This is a genomic window from Candidatus Atribacteria bacterium, from assembly GCA_011056645.1.
GTDB lineage: Bacteria > Atribacterota > Phoenicimicrobiia > Phoenicimicrobiales > Phoenicimicrobiaceae > Sediminicultor > Sediminicultor quartus.
This window is the reverse complement of record DSEL01000184.1, coordinates 34,212-46,683: the sequence shown is the minus strand read 5'-3', so window position 1 is coordinate 46,683 and position 12,472 is coordinate 34,212. Positions and strand designations below refer to the sequence as shown.

The window sequence follows — 12,472 nt, the reverse complement described above, 5'->3', positions numbered from 1 at the left end:
AAAGGAGCAAAATATGTTCAAAACCATCAACTCTGTTTGTCCCAAGGATTGCTTTGGGTCCTGTTCATTGGAAGTTGAGGTAGAAAAAGGAAGGATAACAAAGGTAAGGGGAAATCGTAATAGTCCGGTGAATAAAGGAAGAATATGTTCTAAAGGGAACCACTATCCCAATTTGCTCTATAGTTCGGAAAGATTATTATATCCCTTACAAAGAGTTGGCAAGCGCGGCAGCGGCGAGTTTAAAAGAATAAACTTGGAACAGGCTTTAGATATCCTATACCGAAAGCTGAGAAATTTTAAAGAGCAATATGGACCGGAATCGGTTTTATATTTTAATAGATTTGCTAATTTGGGAGTGATGAAAAATTGTGCTTATGGTTTCTGGTATCAATTTGGCGGCTTTACCAGCACATATGGCGGACTATGTGATACTGCAGGCCAGGAGGCCATCATTTTAACTTATGGAGAAGTAAAACATAATAAGATTTCTGACCTGGAAAACTCAAAATTAATCATCTTATGGGGTTCAAATCCAGCCCATACCAATGTTCATTTAATGCATCACCTGAACCAGGCAGTAGATAAGGGAGCGAAATTAATAACCATAGATATTCGGGAAAATGAATCAGGAGCCAAAAGCAGCCTTTATTTAAATCCTCGGCCGGGAACCGATGGCTGCCTTGCCCTGGGGATAGCCAACCAGCTTATTAAAAATAATATCATTGATGACTATTTTATTGAGCAACATACTTTTGGCTTTACTGAATTTAAGGAATTGGTTCAGGATTATTCCTTGGAAAAAGTGTCGGCTATAACTGGAGTCCCTATCGCTAAGATTAATCGTTTGATCAATGAGCTAAAAGAAAATCCCCGATATGCTCTTATCTGCGGAATAGGGATTCAAAGATATACCAATGGGGGTCAGACTACCAGAGCCATTGCTCTTTTGCCGGCGTTGACCGGAAGTATCGGTAAAAAGGGCTGCGGTTTTTACTTCAGCGACAGGCAGGTACCCGAATTAAATTGGCCTTTTTCCCCGCCCAAACCCCAGAGGATCCGTCATTCTATAGCGGTTGCAACACTTGCCAGTAAATTGGATCGGCAAGCCGATCCTCCGATAAAAGCTTTGTGGGTTGAACAGGCTAATCCTATGACCAGCAACCCCAACACCAATCTCCTTGCCCTGGCGATGAATCAACTGGATTTCATTGTGGTGGCCGATCTTTTTTTAACCGATACCGCCAGGATGGCAGACATTATCTTGCCGGCAGCTTCGATGTTTGAATACTATGACTTGATTATCGGGTACGGTCATTCTTACCTTCAATTACAGCAAAAAATAATCGAACCGCCAGGTGAAGCCAAACATGAAAGTGAGATCTATCGGCTTTTAGCTAAAAAGTTTGATTTCAACTTAGATTATTTACCGGTAAATGATTTGAGTACCATTGAAAAAATAATTAACAGCTCTCATTTAGATATGGATATCGATAAACTAAAAGATACGCCCTATCTTTACCCCGGATATCAAGAGAGGGCTTTTAGTGACCACAAATTTAATACTCCTACCCGAAAAATAGAATTTATCAGCCAGAGAATGAAAGATAAATGGGGCAAAGACCCCCTGCCAGCCTATAGGGAACCGGCAGAAAATAGGAATAGCTCTCCCGATATCTTTAGTAAATATCCTTTATCTTTGATCACCAGCCATGCCTGTGATAAAATGAATTCTCAATTTTCAAATCTATCTACTCTGAAAGAAGAACCTTTTGTCTGGATCAATCCTCAGGATGCAGCTAAAAGAGGAATTAATGAAAATGATAGGGTACAAGTCTATAATCATAGGGGGAATATAACTTTAAAGGTTTTTATTACCTCAAAAGTCGCACCGGGAATAGTGCATGCTTATTTTGGCTGGTGGGATGGAGTACACCAAGCCAACCTCAATAAACTCACCGGAGAATATATCAGTGATATAGGTTATGGGACTGCTTTCCATAATTGTTTAGTTGAAATTCAAAGAGCGTGAAAATACAAAAAAAGAAAAAAGAACAGAAGACGGTTTTCTGTTCCCGGAGGGATTTAGTGAAATTTTTAGATTTAGTAAAAAAAAGACAAAGTGTAAGAGAATATTTGGATAAAGCTGTTGAGCGGGAGAAGATTGAGAGCTGTCTGGAGGCAGCGCGGCTTGCTCCTTCAGCTAATAACTCTCAACCCTGGAGCTTTATTGTAATAGATGACCTGAAACTAAAAGAAGCAGTAGCAAGAAAAACGTTTAATAGAGTGATATCTTTCAATCGATTTTCTTTGCAAGCACCTGCTTTAATTCTTTTACTTTCAGAAAGACCAAGTTTTTTTAGTAGAATTGGGAGCATACTTAAGGATAAGCAATTTAGTTTAATCGATATCGGAATTACTGCCGAGCACCTTTGTCTTCAGGCCACAGAAGAAGGCTTGGGAACTTGTATGCTGGGATGGTTTAATGAAAAGGGGGTCAAAAAACTGGTTAATATTCCCCCACAAATAAGAGTTGAACTTATTATAACTATAGGCTATCCGATGTCTGACGAAATACAACCTAAAGAACGCAAAGAAATAAATCAGATCAGAAGTTATAATAGTTATGAGTTATAGAAATGAAAAAGACTAATGCCTCCAGAATTTTAGATAAATTAAAAATTCCCTATGAAATTTTAAAATATGAAGTGGACGAACAGAACCTCAGTGCAGAAAATGCCGCTCAGAAAATGGGGCAGCCCTTAAAACAGGTATTTAAAACACTGGTAATTCGAGGGGATAAGACCGGAATTTTAGTGGCCTGTATCCCCGGAGGAGCGGAACTTAATCTGAAAGCCCTTGCTTCTATAAGTGGAAACAAAAAGGTGGAAATGGTACACTTAAAAGAGGTAAAATCATTAACCGGTTATGTTCGAGGAGGCGTTTCTCCTTTAGCATTGAAAAAAAATTACCCTACTTATTTTGATGAAAGTGCCTTCCAATTTCCTTTTATCATATTCAGTGCGGGAGTTAGGGGTTTACAATTAAAAGTTGATCCTAATCATTTATTAAAAGCATTGCAATTAATTTCTGGCAAATTAGCTGTGAAATAATGTTTATCCCTCAAGGGTCATCCCCTATTACCGGAAGAGAGTAAAATTTATGCATCCATTTTTAGCTCCCCTAAAGGAGATCTGCCGGGAGAATCTCACCGGTAGTAAAAATTTAATTATGCCTTCTTACCTGGATGGCAATACCCTTAAAAAAAGCTTATCCCGAGAAGGTTTTTTTGCCTTGAACTTTAATATCACTACACTTTTTGACCTGGCCAGAGATCACTGTAATGATCAACTCTTGAAAAATAAATTAAAAATTTTAGATCATGCCTTAGGCCAGATATTTCTTTTTCAGATATTGAAAAAATTATCCCGGAAAAAAGAACTGAAGTATTTTCAACTGCCTGCCTTTTCGCCCGGAATCAGCCGCTCGGTGTATCTGGCAATAAAAGAATTGAAGGCAGCCGGATTCTCTTCTCAAAATTTTCCCCACTCGGCTATGATTAATTCCCACAAGAGTGAAGACCTGCGGAAGATAATAGAGGAGTATGAGAAAATATTAAAAGAGCAAAATTATATTGATGAAGCGGATGTCTATCTTCTGGCCATTAAATCCCAGAAAAAGGATCAGCAGAAAAAAGAGATCTTCATCGTCCCTTCTAATATCGAATTAAATTATCTGGAGCAAATCTTTTTCCGGAAGATGATATTACCGGGAGCAAAGGTGATTACCTTACCTGCCCCGAAAAACTTAAAGAAACCGGCTTCTTTTTATTTTTTCCAGCCGGTTAAGGAAGAAGAAAATTATCAGGAAAGTCTGCCTCAACTGCCCCGAAAACCGGAAATAGAGTTGATCCAATCCCAGGGAGAATTTAATGAAGTAAAAACAATTATCCGAAAGATCAAATCCCAAAATATTCCCTGGGATGAGGTAAGTATCTTTTATACAGTGCAAGAACCCTATTCCCAATATCTTTATCAGCTGTCCAGACAATACTCTTTTCCTATCACTTTGGGCAGTGGTATCAGCATTAAAAACGCTTCTCCGGCGAAACTGTTTTTTGCTTTGATTGATTGGATAAGAGATAATTATAGTATCGCAAAATTATATTTTTTGCTTACCGGAGGTAATTTTGAGTTTAAAAATCAGCAGTTGGATGCGGATATGCCCACTCCCCAAGAAGCGGCTTCTTTACTGCGAAATTCCCCTATTGGGCATAAAAGGGATCGATATATTAAGGGCTTGAATTTTAGCATTAAACAGTTAAAAAAAGAGATCAAGCAGGTGTCCGAAAGCAGGAAAGAGAAGGTGGATAAAAAGATAAAAGACCTGATTCGGATCAAGGAATTTATTTCCCACATTTTTCATGAAATACCTCAAGAAAATTTTGATTATACTGTCTCAGCAAAACAGATTGCCCGGGGGCTTATAAGTAGTGTGACCCATTACAGCAGGATAGATGAGGCGTGTAATTTAGACCAGGAAGCGCTGACAAAAATAAAAGAACGGTTGACTGTTTTTATAGAAAGTGAAGCTCCTTTTCCCGATATGCCCTTAAATGAAGCCCTTACTCTGATAGCAGATCTCATCAAGAATGAAAGGATTAATTGCTCGGAACCAAGAGGGGGTTTTCTGCATACGGCCAGCTACAAAAAAGGAATTTGGCTTGATCGTCCCACTAATTTTATTATAGGAATGGATGCGACTAAATTTCCTGATTCATCTTCAGTGCATGACGGATCTATCTTGCTAGATAGCGAGAAAAAAAATACCGGCCGCATGAATCAGGATAAAGGGAAAGATCAAGAAAGCCGATATAAAATGCTTCAATTGCTTACTTCTCTTAAAGGCAAAATTATTCTTTCCTATTCCCGTTACGATACCCGGGATAATCGGGAATTATCCCCCTCCGGATTAATGCTGCAGCTGTACCGTTTGATATCCGGAGATAAGGAAAAGGATTATTCTGATTTTTATCGAAGTTTTCATGAGACCTCCGGGTTTATTTCGGGAAAGCCTCAGGAAATTCTTGATGCCGCAGACTGGTTCTTATATTCTATCAGATATAATTCTTCAGATCTTACTTCCCTTTTTGAAGATCTTTATCCCGCTCTATCCGAAGGTTTTTATGCCGCTCGACAGAGAGGAAAAGAAGAACTCAATTGCTTCAACGGAAAAGTAAACAGTGACCCGAAATGGGTAGACCCCCGCCTCAACCGGGGGCTGGTGGTTTCCAGTTCCAGATTAGAATTGATTGCCTTTTGCCCCTATCTGTATTTTTTAAAATTTATCTTAAAAATAACGCCGCCGCAAGAGATGATCGAAGACCCGGGGGTATGGCTGAACCCCTCTGAAAAAGGTATTGTATTCCATCAAATTTTTGAGCAGTTTTATAAAAAGTTAAAAGAGCGCTCACCAACCGGAACCTTTGTCTTGCCATCTTATACCGATCATTGGCCTATTTTAGAAGCCCTTACTCTTTCCCGGCTGAAACAAACCAAGAAGAGGTTAGCCCCTCCCAGCAATCTGATCTATCAGCACGAGTGCAAAGAAATATTAAATTCCTGCCGCTTCTTTCTCCATTGCGAAGAAAAGAAATACAAAGGAGAAATACCAGTTTATTTGGAACTTGCTTTTGGCACCCGGGATAGCAAGAACCGGGAGTTAGGCAAGATAAAAGCAGTGGAGCTATCTCTGCCCAGTGGAAAATCGATCAGTTTTCAGGGAAAGATTGACCGAATAGATAAAATAGGCGAGGATACCTATCGCATCATTGATTACAAGACCGGTACCCCTTATGAATTTAGTCGAAGTAAATATTTTCAAAACGGAAGACAGATTCAACATGCCCTCTATGCCTTGTCCCTAAAAAAGATCTTGGTTAAAGCGGGAATATCTGCCTGTCCTAAGATCCCAAAAGCAGGTTATTATTTCCCTACATTATCTGGCCAGGGAAGGCAATATTTTTACGATGAAGAAAAAAGAGATCAAGTATTGGAGATCATTGATTTGTTGCTGGATAGTGTTGCTCAAGGAGATTTTGCCATGACTCAAAAAGCAGATGATCTGAAGTGTGCCGATTACCGGGATATCCTGGAACAAAATCAAGTGATGAAAGTAGGCGGGAAAAAAGGAGAAAAATATAGCCAAGAACCCGCTCTGGATAATTTAAGGAGGCTGCAAGAAGAATATGAATGATCATTCCCCCCAAAAATTAATTGATCAGGAAGCTCGGGAAAAAATTGTACAAGAATTAAACACTAATATTTTAGTCGAGGCAAGTGCCGGCTCGGGGAAGACTTCCAGCTTGATCCAGCGTATGACTGCTTTAATTAAGTCGGGAAAATTTAAAGTGGATGAAGTGGCCGCTATTACCTTCACCAGAAAAGCAGCAATCGAATTAAAAGAAAGGTTTCAAAAAAAAATTGAAGAGAGTTTTCGTGAAACAGAAAACCAAAAGGAAAAGGCTTATTTGCGGGAAGCCCTTTCCAATATTGAGCACTGTTACCTGGGGACTATTCATTCTTTTTGCGCCCGCCTATTAAGGGAAAGGCCGATCGAAGCCGGGCTCGACCCGGAATTTGCCGAGCTGGATGACCTTGATGATATTTTATTGAAAGAAGAAGCCTGGAAAAGGTATCTGCTTAATCTTAAGATAGAAGAATCTCCTTCTCTCCTCCATCTGGAAGAATTAGGCATAAAGCCCTCCGAACTGACCGATTGTTATAAAACGCTGTGCGCTTATCCGGAAGTTAATCCTTCTTTCCCCGTTTTACCAAAACCGGATATAAAAAAAGCGGTCAAAGAGATCATATCTTTTAGTGATGAAGCCAGCCCATATATCCCGGAGGAAGAACCGAAAATGGGTTATGATCAATTACAAGAAGCCGTTTTAAGCGTTAAAAGGATGAAGGGGTTTTATGATTATATGAGAGAAGATTTTAATCAGATAAAATTACTGGAAAATTTTGCAGGTGATTTTAGCCCTAAATCGAACCATATTACTTTAAACCGCTGGACTTCCAAAGAAAAGGCCAAAGAGTATAGAGATTCCCTTGTTTTAGAACTTCAGGAAAAAGTGATTAATCCGACCTTGCAGCAATGGCGGGAATATTGTTATGCCGATACCATCAAATTCCTTCTGCCCGCAGTGGAATATTATCACCAATTGCGCCAGAAGATCTCGATGCTTAATTTTCAGGATTTGCTCTTAAAGACCTCTCAGCTATTAAGGGAACATCCTGAAGTACGCCAATATTTTCAGCAAAAATATAAATGCCTGCTGGTAGATGAATTTCAAGATACCGACCCTATTCAGGCAGAAATAATCTTCTATCTTACCGGTTCGGATTTTAAGGAAAAGAACTGGACTAAATTGATACCGCATCCCGGTTCCTTATTTGTGGTAGGGGATCCCCAGCAGTCTATCTATCGCTTTCGTCGGGCAGATATTGCCATCTATAATCGGGTAAGGGAGTTGATTGAAAGAAGCGGAGGAAAGGTTTTAAAATTGCAGGCTAATTTTCGCTCGCTGCATTCTATCGGTTCTTATCTCAACCCTCTATTTGAAGAATTATTTTCCGGTGGTCAGGAAAAATTTCAGGCGGTATATTCACCGATGCAGACCATTCGGGAAGATGACCCAAACCATTATCTTTCCGGGGTAAGGCAGCTCATTATTTCAAAAGAATCCAACAAGAATGATACGATCCGGCAGGATGCCCAATTGATTGCCCGGGTTATTCGTCTTATGGTCGATAAGGGATTTCAATTAGGGCGGACCGAAGAAGAGATAAAAGCAGGTACTTCACTGCAAGCCACTTATAAGGACTTTATGATCCTTCTACGCTATAAAGGAGGGATGGATATCTATGCCCGCACGCTGGCAGAGCAGGGAATACCCTTTACGATCTCAGGATACGCCTCTTTAAATGCATCCCCACAGGTAAAAGAATTATTAAAGTTATTTCGCTTACTGAGGGATATAGAAAATCAGGTGCTGATCATCGCCGTTCTGCGCGGGATATTCTTTGGATTTTCTGATGATGACTTATATCATTTTAAAGAATCAGGCGGAGAATTTGATTTTTATGAAAAGATACCGGAAAAGCTAAGTCCAAAACTAAAAGAGAATTTTAGGAGAGTTTTTGGCCGGCTGAGACAATTCCATCTCTGGTCTCAAGAACTGCCACCGGTTACAACAATGGAAAAGATCATGATTGATTCAGGCTTACTTCCTCACTCCTGTTTAGAAGGTTATAACCTAAACCGATGCGGGGAGCTCTATTTTATTCTGGAGAAATTAAGAAAAGCAGAGACAGAAGAAATGATAGGATTTGCTGCCATGGTAGACCAATTGGAGAAGATGTTAGAAGCCGGGATCGAAGAGGAATTGGATATACTAACCGAAGAAAATACTGTCCGGATTATGAATTTACATAAAGCTAAAGGCCTGGAATCTCCGGTAGTATTTTTAGCTATTCCTTATAATACTGCTGTCCATGAACCAACTTATCATGTGGAAAGAACGGGAGAGCAACCGTACGGCCATTTTTTGGTATGCCGTTCCAATGCTTACCATAAAGGGAAAAGATTAGCTCAACCTAAAAATTGGGATGATTATGGTCAGCTTGAGACCTCTTACCATGAAGCAGAGGATATCCGACTGCTCTATGTAGCGGCCACCCGGGCTAAGAATCTTTTGGTTATCAGCAGTTTAAATCATAAGGGCAATAAGCATAATCCCTGGCAGCCTTTATTGAAAAATATGAGAGATGAGATGAATATCGCTGTCCCGGAAGCGGAATTGTTGTCTCCGGGGGAAATGGGGGAAATAGAAGGAAAAGGAAAAGAAAAAGCCAAAGAAAAAGAATCTTTGCTTGAAGATTATGCAAAAATGCAAAAGGAATGCGGGCAATGGCTGAAGGATCTATCTAAAATTAGTTATGATGAGAAGACCCCGACGGATTTTAAGGATGAAGAAAAACACCTAAAGATTACTACCATTGATGTTGGCGGGACTGCCTGGGGGACTGCCGTTCATAAAATCTTTGATTATTTAGTGAAGAAAGAGCCTGATGAACAGTTATTGTCTTTACAGATAGAAAAAGTTCTGGAAAATCAGGGAATATCTCCCCGGAGAAAAGCAGAATTAGAAGAGCTGGTCAAAAAATTTAAAGTGAGTGATTTATTTAAGCGTCTAAAAAAAGCAGAGTTTAAATATAGCGAAGTCCCCTTTACACTCCATATCGGACCCGCTCATCCTCTTTTTAGCCAATTAGAGGGTCATGATTCCTGCCCTATAATCCTGTCTGGGACGATCGACCTGGTCTTTAAGGAAGCCGATGGCTGGGTAGTGATCGATTACAAAACTGATCGGCCCGAACAGGAGAAGGATTACCCTAAATTAGTCGAGGTCTATCAAAAGCAGATCACTCTTTACCACCGGGTATGGCAGGAAATCTCCGGAGAGCCCGTGAAACAAACCAGCATATATTTTGTAGGAAAATGATACAGGGGACGGTTCTCTGTATCAAAAGATAAAAATATATTAATATGATATTATGATATAATGTTAAATAATAAAATCAATTAAAGGTAGCACGAAGATTATTATGCCAAGAAAAGCTCGAAAATTAAGTTCAACAAATATTTATCATGTTATGATTCGCGGCAATCGGAAACAAGATATATTTTTAGAAGATGAGGATAGATTCAAGTTCATAAAAGTACTGAAAAAAGTAAAACAAAAAAGGGAATATATAATTTATGCTTATTGTTTAATGAATAATCATGTCCATCTGTTAATTAAAGAAAAAGATGAACAGCTTTCCCAGACAATGAAAAGAATAAATGTGAGCTACGTGAATTACTTCAATAAGAAATATCAGCAGATTGGTCATCTTTTTCAAGATCGTTTTAAAAGTGAACCAATTGAAAATGAGAATTATTTATTGGCAGTACTGAGTTATATTCATAACAATCCATTAAATGCCTTTATGGTTAATAATTTAGAAGAATATACTTGGAGCAGTTACTGTTTGTATATTGCAAAATTACCGCAGAAAAACTTTTTAATTGAGCTTGAACATATATTATCTTTATTTTCTCCGGATAAAGACAAAGCGATTGATTTATTTGTTCGATACCATCATCAGAATAGACTAGAAAAAAGCAATATTATTGAATTACCAGAAGAAGACAAGAAATATAGCCACAGTTTGATTAATGAGAAAGGAGCAAAGCAATATATCCAAAATTATTTTAAAGAATATAACTTTGGTTTATCTAATTTAAAAGAAAGAAAGTATCAATTTCATAGAAACAAACTGATAAGTTATTTGAAATTGAATTCTAATTTATCCATTCGAGAGATAGCAAATATTTTGAGAGTTAGCCCGGTAACAGTTCAAATAATAAAATAATAAAATGATACAGAGAACCGTCCCCTGTATCAGAATGGGGTGATGATGCTTTAAATGAAAATTCAAATCAAATATATAAATGGTATCCGCTTCAAGCGTTTTATTATCACTTCCGCCCAACGTATCAATCAGATGGAGCAGTATCTGAATGATATTAATGTTTTTCCGGTAGCTGATGGAGACACCGGTACGAATCTGGCAGCAACCATGAGCAATATTGTAAAAGAGGTAAAAAAATGTAAAGATGCTTCTTTTGCCAGGGTTAGCAGCGTGATTGCCGATTCGGCTTTAATGGGAGCACGTGGTAACTCTGGAGCAATCTTGGCTCAATTTTTTCAAGGCCTGGCAGAAGCAACCCAGGATAAAGTACGTCTTAGCACAGAATCCTTTGCTCAAGCAGCTATCAAGGCTGCGGAACAAGCCCGGAAAGCCATTTCTCAGCCTCAAGAAGGAACAATTATTACGGTAATGAAAGACTGGGCGGAGCATCTGGTAAAAAATGCTCCCTATACCCCTGATTTTGTGGAACTTTTTAAAAAATCATTATCGAAAGCAAAGGAATCCCTGGCTAAAACGCCCGATAAACTGCTGCTATTAAAAAGAGCAGGGGTAGTTGATGCCGGAGCTCAGGGTTTCGTTAATATCTTGGAAGGGATCGTTAATTTTATTGAATACGGTAAAGTAAGATCATTAGAGGTACTTAGCTCTACCGGCGAGAGAATAAGGAGTTTTAATTTAGATAAAATTGATTCCGGAATTAATTTCCGGTTCTGTGCTGAATGCTTGCTGGAAGGAATTAACTTAGATCTGGGAACAGTGAGGCAAAAACTTTCCTCCCTAGGAGATTCACTGATTATTGCCGGCTCTGAACACAAAGCCCATATCCATATTCACACCGATAACCCCGAGGATGTATTTACTGAATTGTCTGAATGCGGAACTATCGTGAAAACCAAAGTTGATGATATGCGTAAACAACATACCAAGATTAAAGCGGATGCTCACGGAGAAAGTATAGGATTGGTTACCGATTCAACTTGTGATTTACCGCTGGAGATCATTAAAAAATATAATATTAAAGTTGTACCCGTCGTGATTCAGGTTGGGGAAAAGAGTTATTTGGACCAGGTAGAAATTAAACCAAAAGATTTTATTCATATTTTAGAGACCTCGCAGGAAAAGCTGTCCACTTCCCAGCCTCCTCCCGCTTTTTTTGCCGAAGCTTATAAGGAAATTGTCCAAAAATATCAATCGATAATTTCTTTACATATCTCTGAAAAATTAAGCGGAACGATCCAGGGTGCGCGTATGGGCTGCCAGGATAAGCATTACAGCAATAGAATTCACATTGTAAATAGCAAAACAAGTTCGGTTGCTTTGGGATTATTAGTGGCCGAGGCAGCTCAATTAATTCAAGAAAGACTTAACCTTGAAGAAATCATTGATCGGATAAAAGATGCTACCGAAAATGTTAAAATCTTTATCAGCATACCTACCTTAAAATATTTGATGCGTAGCGGGCGCTTGAATATCGCCAAAGGAATTCTGGGTACGCTTCTTAACCTGAAACCCATTTTAACGCTAAATTCTGACGGTAACATTGTCGAAGCAGCTAAAGTGATAGGGCAAAAAAGAGTAATTCTTAAGACCGTAGATTTGGCGATTCAGTTTGCTACAAGAGTTAAAAATCCCCGTTTTGCAATTGCTCATGTAGCAGCACCGGAATTGGCTGGATGGTATAGTAATAAAATTCGAGCCATCTTTAATACTTCAAAAATAATGATCGCCGAAGCATCGCCTGCCTTGAGTATCCATATAGGTATTGGCGGAGCGGCCATTGCCGTCCTGGGGGATTCTTAAAAAGTGATAAAAGGTATTTGTCCTCTATCGTTTTTACAGAAAAAGAGCCTTTCTAAAGAAGAAAGGCTCTTTAATATATAAGTGAGTAGAAGATATATTATAATACAGGTAATAAATAGGTGGTGATTAAGAAA

The 12,472-nt window shown here is 38.9% G+C and carries 7 protein-coding genes; all 7 read left to right on the top strand.

What is annotated here, in order from left to right; translation table 11 throughout:
- Positions 1 to 13: 13 nt before the first annotated feature.
- The 7 genes from ENO17_08360 to ENO17_08330 all read left to right on the top strand — a co-directional run bounded on the left by ENO17_08360 (position 14) and on the right by ENO17_08330 (position 12,338).
- Positions 14 to 2,029: a hypothetical protein gene (locus ENO17_08360; GenBank protein ID HER25044.1), complete on the top strand. Its 2,016-nt coding sequence runs from the start codon at positions 14 to 16 to the stop codon at positions 2,027 to 2,029.
- A 56-nt stretch (positions 2,030 to 2,085) separates the two neighbouring features.
- Positions 2,086 to 2,634 carry an NAD(P)H nitroreductase gene (locus ENO17_08355; GenBank protein HER25043.1) on the top strand — a complete coding sequence of 183 codons (549 nt, stop codon included), beginning with the start codon at positions 2,086 to 2,088 and terminating at the stop codon, positions 2,632 to 2,634.
- Positions 2,635 to 2,636: 2 nt separating this feature from the next.
- Entirely contained in the window at positions 2,637 to 3,110 is a 474-nt protein-coding gene (gene ybaK / locus ENO17_08350) for a Cys-tRNA(Pro) deacylase (protein ID HER25042.1), read from the top strand.
- Positions 3,111 to 3,159: 49 nt separating this feature from the next.
- Positions 3,160 to 6,252, top strand: coding sequence for a PD-(D/E)XK nuclease family protein (locus tag ENO17_08345; protein HER25041.1), 3,093 nt, complete (start codon positions 3,160 to 3,162; stop codon positions 6,250 to 6,252).
- Entirely contained in the window at positions 6,245 to 9,565 is a 3,321-nt protein-coding gene (locus ENO17_08340; protein HER25040.1) for a hypothetical protein, read from the top strand. Before ENO17_08345 ends, ENO17_08340 begins: the two co-directional genes overlap by 8 nt.
- Before the next feature lie 103 nt (positions 9,566 to 9,668).
- Complete coding sequence (locus ENO17_08335; GenBank protein HER25039.1) at positions 9,669 to 10,478, top strand: transposase; 810 nt, start codon at positions 9,669 to 9,671, stop codon at positions 10,476 to 10,478.
- 54 nt (positions 10,479 to 10,532) lie between these two features.
- Positions 10,533 to 12,338 carry a DegV family protein gene (locus ENO17_08330; protein HER25038.1) on the top strand — a complete coding sequence of 602 codons (1,806 nt, stop codon included), beginning with the start codon at positions 10,533 to 10,535 and terminating at the stop codon, positions 12,336 to 12,338.
- Positions 12,339 to 12,472 lie beyond the last annotated feature (134 nt).